The sequence below is a fragment of the Actinosynnema mirum DSM 43827 genome (assembly GCF_000023245.1).
GTDB classification, from domain to species: Bacteria; Actinomycetota; Actinomycetes; order Mycobacteriales; family Pseudonocardiaceae; genus Actinosynnema; species Actinosynnema mirum.
Genome location: NC_013093.1, coordinates 1,165,993 through 1,182,594, shown reverse-complemented (window position 1 = coordinate 1,182,594; position 16,602 = coordinate 1,165,993). Strand labels below are relative to the sequence as shown.

General features: G+C 74.5%; 16 protein-coding genes and 2 tRNA genes. 11 read left to right on the top strand and 7 right to left on the bottom strand.

Going from position 1 to position 16,602, the window contains the following annotated elements; genetic code table 11:
• Window positions 1–39: 39 nt before the first annotated feature.
• The gene (locus AMIR_RS05345; protein WP_012783681.1) at window positions 40–1,590 is read left to right on the top strand and encodes a PH domain-containing protein; all 1,551 of its coding nucleotides are present in this window, start codon (window positions 40–42) and stop codon (window positions 1,588–1,590) included.
• Here the strand turns inward: AMIR_RS05345 and AMIR_RS05340 are convergent.
• The 5 genes from AMIR_RS05340 to AMIR_RS05320 all read right to left on the bottom strand — a co-directional run bounded on the left by AMIR_RS05340 (window position 1,565) and on the right by AMIR_RS05320 (window position 6,192).
• On the bottom strand, window positions 1,565–2,998 hold the full coding sequence (locus AMIR_RS05340) for a PTS fructose transporter subunit IIC (RefSeq protein ID WP_012783680.1): 1,434 nt from the start codon (window positions 2,996–2,998) through the stop codon (window positions 1,565–1,567). The two genes, AMIR_RS05345 and AMIR_RS05340, sit on opposite strands and share 26 nt — an antisense overlap.
• Window positions 2,995–3,444: a PTS sugar transporter subunit IIA gene (locus AMIR_RS05335; RefSeq protein WP_012783679.1), complete on the bottom strand. Its 450-nt coding sequence runs from the start codon at window positions 3,442–3,444 to the stop codon at window positions 2,995–2,997. Before AMIR_RS05335 ends, AMIR_RS05340 begins: the two co-directional genes overlap by 4 nt.
• The gene (locus AMIR_RS05330; RefSeq protein WP_012783678.1) at window positions 3,441–4,367 is read right to left on the bottom strand and encodes a 1-phosphofructokinase family hexose kinase; all 927 of its coding nucleotides are present in this window, start codon (window positions 4,365–4,367) and stop codon (window positions 3,441–3,443) included. Before AMIR_RS05330 ends, AMIR_RS05335 begins: the two co-directional genes overlap by 4 nt.
• Window positions 4,364–5,125: a DeoR/GlpR family DNA-binding transcription regulator gene (locus AMIR_RS05325; protein WP_012783677.1), complete on the bottom strand. Its 762-nt coding sequence runs from the start codon at window positions 5,123–5,125 to the stop codon at window positions 4,364–4,366. Before AMIR_RS05325 ends, AMIR_RS05330 begins: the two co-directional genes overlap by 4 nt.
• A 98-nt stretch (window positions 5,126–5,223) precedes the next feature.
• Window positions 5,224–6,192, bottom strand: a complete 969-nt coding sequence (locus tag AMIR_RS05320) for a GlxA family transcriptional regulator (protein ID WP_012783676.1) — start codon at window positions 6,190–6,192, stop codon at window positions 5,224–5,226.
• 71 nt (window positions 6,193–6,263) lie between these two features.
• Here AMIR_RS05320 and AMIR_RS05315 point away from each other — a divergent pair, with 71 nt between their 5' ends.
• The 4 genes from AMIR_RS05315 to AMIR_RS05300 all read left to right on the top strand — a co-directional run bounded on the left by AMIR_RS05315 (window position 6,264) and on the right by AMIR_RS05300 (window position 10,099).
• Window positions 6,264–7,538 (top strand): MFS transporter, encoded by a 1,275-nt coding sequence (locus tag AMIR_RS05315; protein ID WP_012783675.1) that lies wholly within the window; start codon window positions 6,264–6,266, stop codon window positions 7,536–7,538.
• Between the two features lie 100 nt (window positions 7,539–7,638).
• The gene (gene orn, locus AMIR_RS05310; RefSeq protein WP_041836592.1) at window positions 7,639–8,268 is read left to right on the top strand and encodes an oligoribonuclease; all 630 of its coding nucleotides are present in this window, start codon (window positions 7,639–7,641) and stop codon (window positions 8,266–8,268) included.
• A gap of 63 nt (window positions 8,269–8,331) precedes the next feature.
• Window positions 8,332–8,404: transfer RNA gene (locus AMIR_RS05305), tRNA-His, on the top strand.
• 66 nt (window positions 8,405–8,470) lie between these two features.
• Complete coding sequence (locus AMIR_RS05300) at window positions 8,471–10,099, top strand: ABC-F family ATP-binding cassette domain-containing protein (RefSeq protein ID WP_012783673.1); 1,629 nt, start codon at window positions 8,471–8,473, stop codon at window positions 10,097–10,099.
• 16 nt (window positions 10,100–10,115) lie between these two features.
• Here the strand turns inward: AMIR_RS05300 and AMIR_RS05295 are convergent, their stop codons facing one another.
• Complete coding sequence (locus AMIR_RS05295) at window positions 10,116–11,318, bottom strand: L,D-transpeptidase (RefSeq protein WP_012783672.1); 1,203 nt, start codon at window positions 11,316–11,318, stop codon at window positions 10,116–10,118.
• 257 nt (window positions 11,319–11,575) lie between these two features.
• On the opposite strand from AMIR_RS05295, the gene AMIR_RS05290 reads away from it, so the two are divergent.
• Window positions 11,576–11,648: transfer RNA gene (locus AMIR_RS05290), tRNA-Lys, on the top strand.
• A gap of 46 nt (window positions 11,649–11,694) precedes the next feature.
• On the opposite strand, the gene AMIR_RS05285 is transcribed toward AMIR_RS05290, so the two are convergent.
• Window positions 11,695–12,366: a hypothetical protein gene (locus AMIR_RS05285; RefSeq protein ID WP_012783671.1), complete on the bottom strand. Its 672-nt coding sequence runs from the start codon at window positions 12,364–12,366 to the stop codon at window positions 11,695–11,697.
• Window positions 12,367–12,444: 78 nt separating this feature from the next.
• Here AMIR_RS05285 and AMIR_RS05280 point away from each other — a divergent pair, with 78 nt between their 5' ends.
• From AMIR_RS05280 to AMIR_RS05260, 5 genes are all read left to right on the top strand, one after another.
• Window positions 12,445–13,560 (top strand): DUF2786 domain-containing protein, encoded by a 1,116-nt coding sequence (locus AMIR_RS05280; protein WP_012783670.1) that lies wholly within the window; start codon window positions 12,445–12,447, stop codon window positions 13,558–13,560.
• A gap of 100 nt (window positions 13,561–13,660) precedes the next feature.
• Entirely contained in the window at window positions 13,661–14,047 is a 387-nt protein-coding gene (locus tag AMIR_RS05275; RefSeq protein WP_041837393.1) for a very short patch repair endonuclease, read from the top strand.
• Window positions 14,048–14,061: 14 nt separating this feature from the next.
• Window positions 14,062–15,147, top strand: coding sequence for a DNA cytosine methyltransferase (locus AMIR_RS05270; RefSeq protein ID WP_012783668.1), 1,086 nt, complete (start codon window positions 14,062–14,064; stop codon window positions 15,145–15,147).
• Between the two features lie 42 nt (window positions 15,148–15,189).
• A complete protein-coding gene (locus AMIR_RS35320; RefSeq protein ID WP_012783667.1) occupies window positions 15,190–15,921 on the top strand; it encodes a hypothetical protein in 732 nt (243 codons plus the stop codon).
• Window positions 15,922–16,009: 88 nt separating this feature from the next.
• Entirely contained in the window at window positions 16,010–16,282 is a 273-nt protein-coding gene (locus AMIR_RS05260; RefSeq protein ID WP_012783666.1) for a membrane protein, read from the top strand.
• The last annotated feature ends 320 nt before the right edge of the window (window positions 16,283–16,602 follow it).

The following is a 16,602-nucleotide window of genomic DNA, read 5'->3' as shown; positions in this document are numbered from 1 at the left end:
GGAACCCCTGCGCCCCAAGCCGAAGCACCGCAAGTCCCGATGCCTCAAACCCCTGCGCCCCAAGCCCTTGCGCCGCAAGCCGACCACCCCCTCCCCGCCTACCCCACCGCCCCCGAGCTGAACGACGAGCTCGTCGTCGACTGGCACCGGCTGGACGCGCGCATGGTCGTGGTCCGCCCGCTCAACGAGATCATCGGCCTGGTCCCGGTGCTGATCGGCCTGCTGGTGCTGGGCAACGGCGACGGCTGGCGGGTCGGCGTGAGCATCGCCGTCGTGGTCCTGGTGGTCGCGCTGGGCGTGCTGAACTGGGTCACCACCCGCTACCGGATCACCCCGGAGCAGGTCGAGCTGCGCACCGGCCTGTTCGTGCGCAAGCGCCTCGCGGTGCCGCGCGACCGCATCCGCAGCGTCGACCTGACCGCGAAGCTGGGCCACCGCCTGTTCGGCCTGTCCGCCGTCAGGCTGGGCACGGGCAGCCGCGACCAGCCCGGCGAGGACGGCCTGACGCTGGACGCGGTCACGTCGGCGGAGGGCGAGCGGTTGCGCGTGCTGCTGCTCGACCACGCCCCGCGAACCGGGCGGTCGCCCGACGAGGGCCCGCGACCGGTGGAGCCCGGCACGACGTTGGCCGAGCTGGACGTCCGCTGGCTGCGCTACGCCCCGCTGACCCTGTCCGGCCTGGTCGGCATCGGCGCGCTGTTCGGCGTGGTGGTGAACTTCGCCCGCGAGCTGGACATCGAGGTGCTGGACCCGGCGGTGGACGCCGCGCACTGGGTGGTCGGGCAGCCGCTCGCGCAGACCATCGCGGTGTCGGTGCTGGTGGTGGCGGTGCTGTCGACGCTGGGCGCGCTGCTGCTGTACGTGCTCCAGTTCTGGGGCTACCGGCTGACCCGCGAGCCGAACGGCACGGTCCGGGTGCGGCGGGGGCTGCTGACGACGCGCTCGGTGTCGCTGGCCGAGCAGCGGTTGCGCGGCGTGGAGGTGCAGGAGGCGCTGCTGCTGCGGGCCGGTCGCGGCGCGAAGGCGGTCGCGGTGACCACCGGTCTGGGCAGCAAGGGCGAGAGCAGCCTGCTGCTGCCACCGGCCCCGCGCGCCGAGGCGCACCGGGTGACGAGCGAGGTGCTGCGGGTCGAGGCGCCGCCGACGACCGCGCCGCTGCGCGGGCACCCGGCCGCGGCGCTGCGCAGGCGCGTGGTGCGCGCGGTGGGACCGGCGCTGGTGCTGGTGGCCGCGCTGGTGGTGTGGGCCCCGTCGTGGGCCTGGCAGGCGGCGCTGCCGCTGGTGCCGCTGGCCGCGCTGGTCGGCTGGGACCGCTACCGCTCGCTGGGGCACGCGCTGACCGATCGCTACCTGGTGGTGCGGTCGGGTTCGCTGCTGCGGGAGACGGTGGCGCTGCAGCGCACCGGGATCATCGGCTGGCGGGTGCGCCGGACGTTCTTCCAGCGCCGCGCGGGCCTGGTGACCGTGGTGGCCACGACGGCGGCGGGCGACGGGCACTACGCCGTGGTGGACGTCGGCGAGGCGGACGGCCTCGCCGTCGCCGACGAGGCCGTCCCGGACCTGCTCAGGCCGTTCTTGCTGCGCCCGTGAACTGCTTGAGCAGCACCACGGCGGCGGCGGACACGAGCGTGCCGACCAGCAGGGACAGCAGGAACTGCAGCGGCCCGCCGATGAAGCCGATCACGAACAGGCCGCCGTGCGGGGCGCGCAGCGTCGCGCCGAGGCCCATGGACATCGCGCCCGTGACGGCGGAGCCGAGCATGAGCGGCGGGATGACCCGCAGCGGGTCGGCGGCGGCGAACGGGATCGCGCCCTCGGTGATGAACGACGCGCCGAGCAGCCACGCGGCGCGCCCGTTCTCCCGCTCGACCGGGGTGAACAGGGCGCCGCGCACGGCCGTGGCCAGCGCCAGCGCGAGCGGCGGCGCCATGCCCGCCGCCATCACGGCGGCCATGATCTCCAGCGACGCCTGGGCGTCGGTGGTGAGGCCGCCGATGGCGAACGTGTAGGCGGCCTTGTTGACCGGGCCGCCCATGTCGAACGCCATCATCAGGCCGAGCAGGGCGCCGAGCAGGACGGCGCTGGTGCCGGTGAGCCCGCCGAGCCAGTTGGTCAACCCGGTCGTCGCCGCCGCGACCGGCTTGCCCACCACGAGGTACATGAGGACGCCGACGGCGGCCGACCCGAGCAGCGGGTAGACCACGACCGGCATGACCCCGGCCATCCACTTCGGCACCTTGACGCGCTTGAGCCCCAGCACGACCGCGCCCGCGAGGAGACCCGCGACGAGGCCGCCGAGGAAGCCCGCGCCGGTCGCCGAGGCGACCGCGCCGCCGACGAAGCCGGGCGCGATGGCGGGCCGGTCGGCCATGGCGAACGCGATGAAGCCCGCGAGCACCGGCACCAGGAACCCGAACGCGAGCGCGCCGGTCTGCTGGCTGAGCGCGCCCCAGCTGGCGATGCTGGCCGGGTCGAAGTGCTCGGTGACGGGCGGCGCGTCGGTGACGTCGTAGCCGCCGAGGGCGAAGCCGAGCGCGATGAGCAGACCGCCCGCCGCGACGAACGGGATGAGGTAGCTGACGCCGGTCATCAGCCACTGGCGCAGCCGGGTGCCGACCCCGTCGCCGGGCTTGGCCTTGCTGGTCAGCGCGGGCCCGGCCGGGTCGGCGGAGGCGGCGGGTTCCCGCTCGCCCCCGGCGGCTGCGGCCCTGGCCCGCTCCAGCAGGCCGGCGGCGCCGCTGATGGCCTGCTTGACCGTGGCCTCCACCACCGGCAGCCCGGCGAACCGGTCGCGGCCGGACACCGCGACGTCGGCGGCCAGGATGACCGCGTCGGCCGAGGCGATGGCCTCCTCGGGCAGCGGGTCGGAGCCCGCGGAGCCCTGCGTCTCGACGACGATCTCGTCGCCCGACGCCTTCGCCGCCTGCTCCAGCGACTCGGCGGCCATGTAGGTGTGCGCGATGCCCGTGGGGCACGCGGTGATCGCGACGAACTTCACGGCGCGACCTCGGTCCGGACGTAGGCCGCGAGCTGCTCGGCGTCGGTGGCCTCGCGCAGGGTGGTGGTGAACTCGGCGCGCACCAGCCTGCGGGCGAGCGCGGCGAGCACCTTCATGTGGTCGGTGCCGCCGCCCTCGGGCGCGGCGATCAGGAACACCAGGTGCGCGGGGCCGTCCGGGGCGCCGAAGTCGACGCCCGCCGCGCTGCGGCCGAACGCGAGCGTGGGCGCGGTGACGGCGGCCGAGCGGCAGTGCGGGATGCCGATGCCGCCTTCGAGGCCGGTCGGCATCTGCGCCTCGCGGGCGGCGACGTCGGCGAGGAACAGGTCCAGGTCGGTGACGCGGCCCGCCGCCACGAGCCGCTCCGCGAGGGCGCGCACGACCGCCTCGCGCGAGCTGGGCGCGAGGTCGAGGTCGACCAGGTCGGCTGTGATGAGTTCGGTCATGGTGCGCCTCCGCTGAGGGTGAGGTTCTCGTCGACGTCGACGAGGCGCACCGCGTCCGGGTGCACCTCGGTGGGGCCGGGCATCCGGCTTCCCTCGGCGGCCACCGCCGCCGTGCCGTAGGCGACCGCGGCGCGCAGCGCGTCCGGTCCGCCGCCGCCTGCGCGCAGGAACCCGGCGAGCGCCGCGTCCCCGGCGCCGACCGTGCTGCGGACGGTGGTGGGCGGGGCGATCGCGTGGTGCGCGCCTCGGGGGTCGACCAGCAGCGCGCCGTGCGCGCCGAGGGTGACCAGCACCGCGCCGACGCCGTCGGCGAGCAGCGCGCGCGAGAAGCCGAGGACCGCGCCGAGCGTGGGCAGCCCGGCGCCCGCCAGCTCGGCCAGTTCGGCGTGGTTCGGGGCGAGCAGGTCGACGGGGCCCGCGTGGGCGAGCGGCGCGCCGGAGCTGTCGACGGCGACGCGCGCCCGGCCGGAGCCTGCGGCGAGGCGGGCGTACAGGTCGGCGGGCGCGCCGGGCGGCAGGCTGCCGCAGCACACCAGCCAGTCGGCGTCCGCGCACAGCCGCGCGGCCTGCCCGACGAGCGCGTCGACCTCGGCGGCGGACAGCTCGGGACCCGGTTCGTTGATCTTGGTGGTGGTGCCGTCCGCCTCGACCAGCGCGGTGTTGGCGCGGGTGTGGCCCGCCACCGGGACGGGGACGGCGGGGACCTCGCCGAGCAGGTCGAGCAGGAGCCGCCCGGACGCGCCGCCCACCGGCAGCAGGGCCACGGCGTCCGCGCCCGCGGCGGTGAGCGCGCGGGCCACGTTGACGCCCTTGCCGCCGGGCTCCAGGCGCACGGACGAGGCGCGCAGCACCTCGCCCCTGGTGAGCGCGCCGATGGCGGCGGTGCGGTCCAGGCTGGGGTTGGGGGTGACGGTGACGATCACGCCAGCACCACCGAGGGGCCCTCGGACTCCAGCTCGCGCGCCGCCGCCCGGTCCAGGCCGCTGTCGCTGATCAGGACGTCCAGGTCGGAGAGCTTGGCGAACCGGCTGAGCTGGTCGGTCCCGTGCTTGCCGTGGTCGGCCAGCAGCACGCGCCTGCGCGCGGCGGAGACCATCGCGGTCTTCACGGCGGCCTCCGCGAGGTCGGGGGTGGTGCAGCCGCGCTGGGCGGAGAACCCGTTGGCGCCGAGGAACACCACGTCCACGAGCAGCCCTTCGAGCGCGTCCAGCGCCCAGGACTCGACGGAGGCGAGGGTGGCCCCCCTGACCCGGCCGCCGAGCAGGTGCAGGGTCGCGTTGGGGCGGGCGGCGACGGCGGTGGCGATGGGCACCGAGTTGGTGATGACGGTCAGCTCCCGGTCTGTCGGCAGGAGCGCGGCGAGGCGGGCGGTGGTGGTGCCCGCGTCCAGCAGGACCGAGCCGCGCTCGGGCAGGTGGTCGAGCGCCGCGCGGGCGATGCGGTCCTTCTCGGCGGCGTTGGTGCGGTCGCGCTGGGCGACGCCCGGTTCGACGTCGAGCCGGTCGACGGCGACCGCGCCGCCGTAGACCCGGCGGACCAGGCCCTGGCGCTCCAGGACGCCCAGGTCGCGCCGGATGGTCTCGGGGGCGACGCCGAGCTCCTCGGCCATGTCGCTGACGTCGACCCTGCCGTCCCGCCGCGCCCGCTGCGCCAGCAGGGCGTGCCGCTCCGCCGCGTACATGCCCGTTTACCTCCGTTGTTGCCCGTTGATCCGCGATTCTGCTCGGAATTACCCGGCAAGCAAGGAGCCTTTCGGGTGAAAGCAAACCGAATCGGGCATCACCCGGCGGAGCGGAACGTGGTCCGGTAACCGCTCGGGGACACCCCGAGCGCGGCGGCGAACCGCTGGCGCAGCGCGGCTCCGGTGCCGAACCCGGCGTGCCTGGCGACCTGGTCCACCGGCAGGTCCGTGGTCTCCAGCAGCCTGCGCGCCCGGTCGACCCGCTGCCGCAGCAGCCACTCGCCAGGGCTCGCGCCGGTCTCCTCGCGGAAGCGCCGGGTGAACGTGCGCACGCTCATCCGCGCCCGCCCGGCCAGCGCGCGCAGGTCCAGCGGCTCGTCGAGGTGCTCCAGCGCCCACGCGCGCACGGGCGCGGTCGACGCGTCGCCCGCGGCGGGCAGCGGGCGGTCGATGAACTGGGCCTGACCACCCGGCCGCCACGACGGCACCACGCTGCGCCTGGCCGCCCGGTTCGCGACCTCGCTGCCGTGGTCCGCGCGCACCACGTGCAGGCACAGGTCGATGCCCGCCGCCACGCCCGCCGAGGTGAGCACGTCGCCGCAGTCCACGAACAGCACACCGGGGTCCAGCTCGACCGGGGGGAACAGCAGGCGGAACTCCTCGGCGTGCAGCCAGTGCGTGGTGGCGCGCCTGCCGTCGAGCAGCCCGGCGGCGGCGAGCGCGAACGCGCCGGTGCAGATGGACATCACGCGCGCGCCCCGCGCGGACGCCGCCCGCAGCGCCTCGCCGACCCCGTCGGGCAGCTCGCCCCGGTCGATCAGCGCGCGGTCGTGCACGCCCGGCACCACGACGGTGTCCGCCTCGCCGAGCAGGTCGAGGCCCCGGTCGGCGGTGACGGTGAACCCTGAGGCCGAGCGCACCGGCGCGCTACCGGGGGTGCACACGTCGACCCGGTAGAGCCTCCGGTCCGCCGCGTCGCGGGCGCCGCCGAAGATCTGGCCGGGGACGCCGAGGTCGAACGCGACCACGTCCGGCAGCACGAGCACGACCACGCGGTGGGGTGACATGGCCGGATGTTTGCACATGATGGCCCGCCGGCCACTTCTGCGGGCCCGCCCAAGGGGCGCACGCTTACCGCGTGATCCGCACCAGGCAGAACCAGGCGTGGGTGGTCGCCGCCGTCGCCTTCACCGCGCTCGTCGGCGCCGCCGCGTTCCGCGCGGCCCCCGGAGCGCTGATCGAGCCGCTGCAGCGGGAGTTCGGCTGGTCCACCGGCTCGATCGGGTTCGCCGTGTCGGTGAACCTGCTGCTCTACGGCCTGACCGCGCCGTTCGCCGCCGCGCTGATGGAGCAGCTGGGCGTGCGGCGGGTCGTGGCGGGCGCGCTGGCGCTGGTCGCGGCGGGCAGCGCGCTGTCCACGCTGGCGTCCGCGAGCTGGCACCTGGTCCTGCTCTGGGGCCTGATGATCGGCATCGGGTCCGGCTCGATGGCGCTGGCGTTCGTGGCCACCATCACCAACCGGTGGTTCGTGCGGCGCAGGGGCCTGGTCACCGGCGTGCTCACGGCGGGCGGCGCGACCGGGCAGCTGGTGTTCCTGCCGGTGGTGGCCGCGCTCGCCGAGTCCTCGGGGTGGCGGGTGGCGTCGCTGGTCGTGTCGGGCGCGGCGCTGGCCGTGGTGCCGCTCGCGCTGCTGCTCCTGCGCGAGTACCCGGCGGACCTGGGCGTGCCGCCGCACGGCGGGACCGAGGTCGTGCCGCGCCCCGAGCGCACGACCGGCGCCGCCCGGCGGGCGCTGGGCGCGCTCGCGTCGGCCGCGCGCACCGGCCCGTTCTGGTTCCTGGCGGGCGGGTTCGCGATCTGCGGGGCCACCACGAACGGCCTGGTCGGCACGCACTTCATCCCCGCCGCGCACGACCACGGGATGCCCACCACCACGGCCGCCGGGCTGCTCGCGCTGGTCGGCGTGTTCGACGTCGCGGGCACCGTGCTGTCCGGCTGGCTCACCGACCGCGTCGACCCGCGCCTGCTGCTCACCGCCTACTACGCGCTGCGCGGGCTGTCGCTCCTGCTGCTGCCGCAGCTGTTCCACCACTCCGTGGAGCCGTCGATGCTGGTGTTCATCGTCTTCTACGGGCTGGACTGGGTGGCCACCGTGCCGCCGACCGTGGCGCTGTGCCGCGAGGTGTTCGGCGAGTCGGGGGCCGTGGTGTTCGGCTGGGTGTTCGCCTCGCACCAGGTCGGGGCCGCGCTCGCCGCGACCGCCGCGGGCCTGGTCCGCGACGGCTTCGGCGACTACGCGCCCGCCTGGTACGCCGCCGGGCTGCTCTCGGTGGCCGCCGCGGGGCTGTCGCTGGCGGTGCGGCGGAAGGCGGTCGCGCCCCCGAGCCCGCGCGACGCGCCCACGCCCGCGTGACGCGATCACCCGGCGCGCCCGCCACGCGTGACGGAATCGCAAGGTGGACGACCGCCCGAGCGGGCGGTCCGCTCGGGGCGCGGCGACTAGGCTTCGGGGGGTGATGGATCGCCTGGTGTGGATCGACTGCGAGATGACCGGCCTGGACCTGGGCTCCGACGCCCTGATCGAGATCGCGGCGCTGGTGACCGACGCGGAGCTGAACGTCCTCGGCGAGGGCGTCGACGTGGTCATCCACGCCGACGACGAGGCGCTCGCCGCGATGCCGGAAGTGGTCGTGAAGATGCACGCCAAGTCCGGCCTCACGGAGGAGGTCCGGCGCTCGACGACGACGCTCGCCGAGGCCGAGGCGCTCGTGCTCGCCTACATCCGCGAGTGGGTGCCCGACGCGCGCACCGCGCCGCTGGCGGGCAACTCGATCGCGACGGACCGGGGCTTCATCGCCCGCGACATGCCGGAGCTGGACGCGCACCTGCACTACCGGATGGTCGACGTGTCGTCCATCAAGGAGCTGTGCAGGCGCTGGTACCCGCGCATCTACTTCGCGCAGCCCGGCAAGGGCCTGGCGCACCGGGCGCTCGCGGACATCGAGGAGTCCATCCGGGAGCTGGCCTACTACCGCCGCACCGCGTTCGTGCCGCAGCCCGGCCCGACCTCGGAGCAGGCGCAGTCGGTGGCCGCCGAACTGCTCGCGGCGGACGGCGTGACGCCCGCCGACCGCGTGAAATAGGGGCGATTTCAGGCTTGGCGGTGTGGCACTGTATGCTTCATCTGCCGGGCCAGCCCGGTGATGGTGGGTGTAGCTCAGTCGGTAGAGCACTGGGTTGTGATCCCAGGTGTCGCGGGTTCAAGTCCCGTCACTCACCCCGAGAGAACGCCCCTCGACCACAAGGTCGGGGGGCGTTTCCCACGTCTTGAGGGGTTTTTCGCCGATGAGCGCCACTCTCGTCGCCAAGGACCTGGCCGCCGGGCACGGCGACCGCGTGCTGTTCTCCGGCCTGGACCTGGTGGTCGCGCCGGGGGACGTGGTCGGTCTGGTCGGGGTGAACGGCGCGGGCAAGTCGACGCTGCTGCGCACCCTGGCGGGCCTCGTCCCGGCCGAGTCCGGTGTGATCCGCCTCTCCCCCGCGTCCGCGACGGTGGGGCACCTGCCGCAGGAGCCCGAGCGGCGTCCGGATGAGACGGTGCGGGACTTCCTGGCGCGCCGCACCGGGGTCGCGCACGCCCAGGCGGAGCTGGACCGGCTGACCGAGCTGCTGTCGGAGGGCGTGGACGAGGGGTACTCGGAGGCGCTGGAGCGGTGGCTCGCGCTCGGCGGGGCGGACCTGGCCGAGCGGTCCGAGGAGGTCGCCGCCGAGCTGGGGCTGGGCGTGGACCTGGACCAGCCGATGACCTCGCTGTCCGGCGGGCAGGCGGCGCGGGCGGGCATGGCGTCGCTGCTGCTGAGCCGGTACGACGTGTTCCTGCTCGACGAGCCGACCAACGACCTCGACCTGGACGGGCTGGAGCGCCTGGAGGCGTTCGTCACCGGGTTGCGGGCGGGCGCGGTGCTGGTGTCGCACGACCGGGAGTTCCTGGCGCGCACCGTGACTCGGGTGGTGGAGCTGGACCTGGCGCAGGGCCAGGTGCGGTCCTACGGCGGCGGGTACGAGTCGTACCTGGAGGAGCGCGAGATCGCCCGGCGGCACGCGCGCGAGGACTACGAGGAGTACGCGGACAAGCGCTCGGACCTGGAGGAGCGGGCCAGGACGCAGCGCTCGTGGATGGAGAAGGGCGTGAAGAACGCCCGGCGCAAGTCCACCGACAACGACAAGGTCGGCCGCAAGTTCCGCTCCGAGTCGACCGAGAAGCAGGCCGCGAAGGCCAGGCAGACCGAGCGGCTGATCGAGCGGCTGGACGTGGTCGAGGAGCCCCGCAAGGAGTGGGAGCTGCGGATGGAGATCGCCTCGGCCCCGCGCTCGGGCGCGGTCGTGGCGGTGCTGCGCGGCGCGGTCGTGCGGCGCGGCGGCTTCACGCTGGGGCCGGTCGACCTGCAGGTGGACTGGGCGGACCGGGTCGCGATCACCGGGGCGAACGGCGCGGGCAAGTCGACGCTGCTGGCCGCGCTGCTGGGCCGGGTCGAGCTGGCCGAGGGGTCGGCGTCGCTGGGACCGGGCGTGGTGGTCGGCGAGGTCGACCAGGCGCGCGGGCTGTTCCTGGGCGAGCTGCCGCTGGCCGACGCCTTCGGCGCCGAGGTGCCCGACCTGCCGTCGGCGGAGGTGCGCACGCTGCTGGCGAAGTTCGGCCTGAAGGCGGACCACGTGCTGCGCCCGGCCGCGTCGCTGTCACCGGGCGAGCGCACCCGCGCGGCGCTCGCGCTGCTCCAGGCGCGCGGGGTGAACCTGCTGGTGCTGGACGAGCCGACGAACCACCTCGACCTGCCCGCGATCGAGCAGCTGGAGTCGGCGCTGGAGAGCTTCACCGGCACCCTGCTCCTGGTCACCCACGACCGCAGGATGCTCGCCACGATGCGAACGACCCGCCGCCTGGAAGTGGCGGCGGGTCGCGTCGCGGACCGCTGAGGAGTGGGGCGAAGGGCTACCTCTTGCCGCCCTTCACCCACTCCTCCCACGGCACCTGCCAGTCGCCGAAGCCGTCCCACGACTCCAGGCGCGGGCCGCCGGAGTTGGTGACGATCACGATGTCGCCGGGCTTCGACAGGTCGAAGACCCACTTCGCGTTCTCGGGCGACAGGTTCAGGCAGCCGTGGCTGACGTTGCGCACGCCCTGGTCGCCGATCGACCACGGGGCGCTGTGGAAGAAGATGCCGCTGTTGGACATGCGCGTCGCCCAGTCGACCGGGGTGACGTAGCCGCCCGCGTCCAGCGCGAGGCCGTACGTGCGCGAGTCCATGACCATGTGGTCGTGCTTCTCGGTCAGCACGTAGGTGCCGACCGGGGTGGTGTTGGCCGCGTTGCCCATGGAGGTGGGCATGGTGCGCGCGACCTGACCGTTGATCTTGGTGACGACCTGGTGGGTCTGGCCGTCCGCCTCGTGGACCACCGCGTCGCCGATGGTCGTCTGGATGCGGCGGTCCTTCTCGCCGTACACCCCGTTGCCCAGGTGCTTGCCGTAGACCTTGGCGTCGATGGTGACCTTGGTGCCCGCCGCCCAGTAGTTCTGCGGGCGCCAGTGCACCTCGTCGTCCTTGAACCAGTAGAACGCGCCGTCGACCTTGGGCTCCGTGGTGATGGAGATCATCGCCTCGGCGGCGGCCTTGTCCGCGATCGGCTCGTCGAAGTAGAACGCCAGCGGCTGGCCGATGCCGACGGTGGTGCCGTCCATCGGGTTCACCGACAGGAAGGTCTGCGTCCTCGGCTTCACGGTGGTGAAGCTGGAGGTCTGCGTGACCGGCTTGCCGTCCGAGCCCTGGCCGGTGACCGAGAGCGTGTACTGCTTCTGGTAGCCGAGCGCCTCGGTGTTGACCCACTGCGCGCCGTCGGCCGAGAGCTGACCGGCGACGGTCTTGCCCTCCGCGTTGGTCAGCACGGCCTCGGTGATCCTGCCGTCGGTGGCGGTCGCCACGACCGGGAGTCCCGGTGCGACGTCCGCCGTCTGGTTGGCGGGTCCGAGGCTGAGCGACACCGGCTTGGCGGGTTCGGAGGACTGCGCCGCCACCGGCGTCGTGTCGCTCCCGTTGCCCGCCGAATCGCCCGCACCGCTCGAACACGCTGTGAGCAGGGTCGCGACGACCCCGAGCACAGCGATTCCCAGCGCCCCCCGCTTGCGCGACTTGCCCATCCCCTGCCCCGTCCGTTTCCGTGCTATTCCGAACACCGAACGTAGCTACGTCCGCCCTGTTCAGCGTCCCCTGCATAGGGGACGTCATAGGGGTTGCCCTCGTTGCCGGAGATGCTGGATCGTTACCGGCACCCGACCGCGCCGTCCGGAGCCGCAAACCCGGCCTGACCAGGCGATTGGGAACTGCGGCAGATGCTGTGCTAATGTTCTCCATGTCGGACGGAGCAAGAACAAAGCAAGAAAGCAAGACCGTCTGAGCGCCGCTAGCTCAACTGGCAGAGCAGCTGACTCTTAATCAGCGGGTTCGGGGTTCGAGTCCCTGGCGGCGCACTCCAGAAATGGGGTCTTCGAGAAATCGAAGGCCCCATTTCTGCGTTCAGCCGAAGGCCAGCGCTATCCGTCTCCTCACCATCAGCCTGGTCAGGCCGACATCGGGGTCGACCCGCAGGTCAGCGTGTCGGTCGAGCCGTTCGTAGGCTTTCGCCAGCAACCAGTGCGCGGCTTCCGAGCCCAGCGGCGTCAGCGGTCCCTGCCCGCCCAGTTCGGCCAAGGTCCTGGCCACTTGCCGGGTGACGAACGCCTTTCGCACGACGCTGCCCGCCAATTCGTCTATCAGGAACACGAGGGCGTGCTCCCGGTCGCCGAACCGGTAGGCGCAGAGCACCGCGAGGTAACCGGCGTCGATGGTGCGGTCGCACGTCCACGAACCGCCGACCCTGAGCGGCGGGCCCGCCGGGCGCACCGCGCTCCTGGCCCACTGCCCCGGCCGCCCGGTGACCGCGGCGGCCAGCACCCCCAGGAGAGCGTCGGAGCACGGCCCCGAACGGGCGACGGCGTGCTCGACCAGGCCGGCCCAGAACTCGTCGTCGACCGCGCAGTCCGCCACCGCGCTGCTCAGCGTCAGCTCGGCCTCCAGCGGGTCGGCCAGGCCGGGCAGGTCCCGGCAGCGGCGCACCACCCTGCGCTGCGCCGGGGTCAGGGGTGTCCCCTGTGGACGGCTCACCACCAGGGCCGGGCGCCGCGACGTGGTCAGCGTGTCGCGGCTCACAGGCTGAGGCTGGCACGGGGCGCGCCACCCCGCACCGGCCGGCGCGACACCGCACCCGAACGGGGACAATGGCCGCTCGTGGAGTCACTGCGCGAGGCGGTGTGGCGGGCCGCCACCAACCGGAGGGCGCGCCTGCCGCGCACCTCACCCCTGTCACCGGCCGAGGTGGACGGCGCCGTGCGCGCCGCGCTGCGGGACGCCCTGGACCCGCTGTGGGAGCGCGGCTGGACGCCGGGCGACGTGCGCGAGGTCGTGGGCAGGGCCGGGGACGCGCGGGCGGTGGCGTACCTGGTGGACGTGCTGGCCGCCGAGTCCGAGCGGCTGGGCGGGCTGCCCGCGCTGTGGCGGGAGCAGCTGGCGGAGCTGGGCGCGCGGGTCTGGTGGGACCCGGAGCTGCCGCACCTGGACCAGTGGGCCACCAGGCACATAGAGCTGCGCGACGACGCCGTGGAGGTGGCGGTCGGCGTGCTCGCGAGCCTGATCGGACTTCCGCCGCTGCCCCCGATCGCGCCGCCGCCGGGGTCGCCGCTGGCCGGGCTGGAGCACCGGGGCGTGGACGCGCGCGTGCTCAAGCGGGTGCGCGGGCTGCTGGCCAAGGCCGAGTCGACCGCGTTCCCCGAGGAGGCGGAGGCGCTGTCGGCGAAGGCGCAGGAGCTGGTGACGCGGCACGCGCTGGAGCGGATGCCGGACGAGGAGCCGTCGGCCGGGTCGCGGCGGTTGTGGCTGGACCGGAAGTACTTCGACGGCAAGGCCCAGGTGGTGCACGTGGTCGCCGAGGCGAACCGGGCGCGCGCGGTCGTGCACGCCGACCTGGGGTTCGTGGCGCTGGTGGGCGCCGAGGTTGACCTGGAGATCGTGGAACTGCTGTCGCGGTCGCTGCTGGTGCAGGCCACGCGCGCGATGGTCGCGGCGGGCGAGCGGGCCGGGAAGGCGTCGGAGGAGCGGTCGCTGGGGTTCCGCAAGTCGTTCCTGCTGGCGTACGCGCAGCGGGTCGGGGAGCGGCTGCGGGTGGTGAACGAGGTGTCGGACGACCGGTTGCTGCCGGTGCTGGCGCAGCGGCGCAAGGAGGTGGACCAGCTGTTCGGGCGGCTGTTCGCGCGGACCGTGTCCAGGACCGCGGTGGTGCGCAGCGCGGCCGGGTGGGACGCCGGGTGGGACGCGGCGGCCCGCGCGGACCTGGACGCCGGGCGGTGACGCGCGCGGTGACGTTCCCCTCCCCGTGACGTGCGCCTCGTCGGTGCGGGAGCATGGTCGGGTGCCGGAACTGGAGACCACGGACGACGTCCGCGCCAGGATGAGCAGGCAGCGCTCGCGCGACACCGGGATCGAGGTGGCGCTGCGCCGGGAGCTGCACCGGTTGGGCCTGCGGTACCGGGTGCACCGGCGGCCGGTGAGGGGCGTGCGGCGCGAGGCGGACGTGGTGTTCGGGCCGACGCGCGTGGCGGTGTTCGTGGACGGGTGCTTCTGGCACGGCTGCCCCGAGCACGGCACCTGGCCGAAGCGGAACGGCGAGTTCTGGCGGGCCAAGATCGAGGCGAACCGGGCGCGGGACGCGAACACGGACCTGGTGCTGGCCGAGGCCGGGTGGGCGGCGGTGCGGGTGTGGGAGCACGAGGACCCGGCGGTCGCGGCGGAGCGGGTGCGGGAGGCGGTTCTGGGGCGGCGCGGTCGGCTAGCCTGACCGGTGTGCTGTCCATGATCGACCTGTTCGCCGGGTGCGGCGGCATGACCTCCGGTTTCACCTCGGCGGGGTTCGAGCCGGTCATGGCGGTGGAGCACGACCTGCACGCGGCGTCGACGTACGCGGCGAACTTCGGCGAGGACCACGTGCGGTGGGCCGACATCGCGGCGGTGCCGGACTCGGCGGTGCCGCGGGTGGACGTCGTGGTGGGCGGGCCGCCGTGCCAGGGGTTCTCGACGCTGGGCTCGCGGGACGTGGACGACCCCCGGAACTCGCTGTGGCGGGAGTACCTGCGGGTGGTGCGGGCGGCGCGGCCGTCGGTGTTCGTGATCGAGAACGTGGGGCGGTTCCTGGCGTCGACCGAGTTCGCGCTGCTCCAGGCCGAGACCGAGGGGTACGAGCTGTCGGCGGGGGTGCTGCTGGCGGCCGACTTCGGGGTGCCCCAGCGGAGGCGGCGGGCGATCGTGATCGGGTCGCGGGTGGGGAAGGTGGAGCTGCCCGCGCCCACGCACGCGCGCGAGTCGTGGCACGCGGTGCGGGACGTGCTGACCGGGTTGCCGGAGGTGCCCGCGTCGACCGCGCTGCCCAGGGCGTCGGCGGAGTTCTTCGGGCGGTCGGTGCCGGGGCGGTTCACGAGCACGGACCTGCACGTCGGGCGGAACCCGACGCCGCTGTCGCTGCTGCGGTACCGGCACGTGCCGCCGGGTGGCGGGCGGTTCGACCTGCCGGACGAGCTGCTGCCGAGGTGCTGGCGGGAGAAGAAGACCGGGACGACGGACGTGATGGGGCGGATGCGGTGGGACGAGCCGTCGCTGACCATCCGGACCGAGTTCTACAAGCCCGAGAAGGGGCAGTACCTGCACCCGCAGTGGGAGCCGGGCGAGGACGGGCACCGGGTGGACCGGCCGATCACGCACCTGGAGGCGGCGCGGCTGCAGGGGTTCCCGGACGGGTTCCGGTGGTGCGGGACGAAGGGCGGGGTGGCGCGGCAGATCGGCAACGCGGTGCCGCCGCCGCTGGCGCGGGCGGTGGCCGAGCACGTGCGCGGGGCGCTGACCGGCGTCGCTCGACCGGGTGACTTCTGCCCGCTCTGCCCGTGACCGGGCCGGTTTTTGTCGGGGGTCGCCCCTAGCGTCGTCGACATGACGACAGCGACGTACGAGAGCACTGTTCTGCTGGGCACGACGAGCTACCGGGTGGTGGCCTCGGCCGACCCGGACCTGGTGGTGGAGCTGACCGGGGTGGACACCTCGGGGGCCTTGGTGGCGGAGGGGGCGCTGCGGCTGCCCGCCGACGCGGGGGCGGCCGTGGGCAGGCTGCTCGGGCAGGTGCTGGGGGCGTTGGGGCGGCTGGGGGCGCGGGGGCCGAGTGGTCGGGAGCGTCCGGCGAACGCGAACCAGCCGTGGAGCGGGGAGCTGGACGGGGAGCTGCGCGCGGCGTGGCTGGAGGCGGAGCCGGGCACGACGGCGGGCGAGCTGGTGCGGGTGGTGGCGCGCGGGATGGGGCGGTCGGCGTGGTCGATCCGGGCGCGGCTGGCGCGGGTGGGCTGCGATCCGGACGTGCCGGGGCGGGTGCTGTCACCCGCGGGCGCGGGGGTGCTGGGGGCCGGGGAGCCGGCAACGGCGGGGGTGCCGCCGCCGGTGAGGGCTGGGGCTGCTGGGGGTGTGGTCGGGGCTGGGGCCGGGGTGGGCGCTGGCGCCGGCGCTGCCGCTGATGCCGGTGGTCGTGGTGGTGCCGGGGCCGGGGTTGGGGCTGCTGCCGGTTGCGGTGATGCCGGTGATGGCGCTGCCGGGGCTGGTGGTGATGCCTGGGTGGCGGCCGGGTCCGGGGTCTCTCAGGGTGCGGATCAGGGGGTGGTTCAGGGGCAAGCCTGATCCGGGGACGACCCGGTCCGACGATGCTCGGTGGTGAGCACGGCGTCGCGGAACGCCGGGTTCGGGGCGTTGCGGGGAGGGGTGCGTCATGGAGATCACCGGGATCGTCTCGGCGTTGCTGATCGGCGTCGTCGTGGGCGGTCTGGGCAGGCTGGTGGTGCCGGGCAAGCAGCGGATGTCACTGCTGACGACCGTGCTGGTCGGCATCGGCGCGGCCCTGCTGGGCACCGTCGGCGCGACCGTCCTGGGCGTCGCCGACACGGCGGGCGTCGACTGGATCGAACTGGCGCTCCAGGTGGGCCTGGCGGGCGCGGGCGTGACGTTCCTGTCCGACCGCAGCAAGTCCCACCAGTACCACTGATACCGCTGACCTCGCGCACCTCCAACGCCGGACGACCACCGCCCACCGAGGGCAGGCCAAGGCCCGGACGGGACCGGCGCCACCGAACGCGAACGCACCGGTGGCGTCGGCCCCGCCGGGTCCGCCGAACTCGGCGGGCGGAGGCGGCGGGCGAACTAGGCGGCGAGGCCGGCGGGCGGATTCGGCGGACCCGGCCAGCGGGCGGATTCGGCGGCGCACCGGGCGGGCGGAGTCGGCGGGCGGGGCGGCCACCCCTGGGTGGGCGGGCTTTGGCGGGTGCCCTGGCGGGCAGGTGTTGGAAGGCCAGTGGTCGATCAGGT

Coding starts and splice junctions, on each gene's coding strand:
- AMIR_RS05345 (WP_012783681.1), top strand. CDS start 40: ATGCCTCAAACCCCTGCGCCCCAAGCCCTTGCGCCGCAAGCCGACCAC.
- AMIR_RS05335 (WP_012783679.1), bottom strand. CDS start 3,444: ATGACCGAACTCATCACAGCCGACCTGGTCGACCTCGACCTCGCGCCC.
- AMIR_RS05325 (WP_012783677.1), bottom strand. CDS start 5,125: ATGTACGCGGCGGAGCGGCACGCCCTGCTGGCGCAGCGGGCGCGGCGG.
- AMIR_RS05320 (WP_012783676.1), bottom strand. CDS start 6,192: ATGTCACCCCACCGCGTGGTCGTGCTCGTGCTGCCGGACGTGGTCGCG.
- AMIR_RS05300 (WP_012783673.1), top strand. CDS start 8,471: ATGAGCGCCACTCTCGTCGCCAAGGACCTGGCCGCCGGGCACGGCGAC.
- AMIR_RS05295 (WP_012783672.1), bottom strand. CDS start 11,318: ATGGGCAAGTCGCGCAAGCGGGGGGCGCTGGGAATCGCTGTGCTCGGG.
- AMIR_RS05275 (WP_041837393.1), top strand. CDS start 13,661: ATGAGCAGGCAGCGCTCGCGCGACACCGGGATCGAGGTGGCGCTGCGC.
- AMIR_RS05270 (WP_012783668.1), top strand. CDS start 14,062: ATGATCGACCTGTTCGCCGGGTGCGGCGGCATGACCTCCGGTTTCACC.
- AMIR_RS35320 (WP_012783667.1), top strand. CDS start 15,190: ATGACGACAGCGACGTACGAGAGCACTGTTCTGCTGGGCACGACGAGC.
- AMIR_RS05260 (WP_012783666.1), top strand. CDS start 16,010: ATGGAGATCACCGGGATCGTCTCGGCGTTGCTGATCGGCGTCGTCGTG.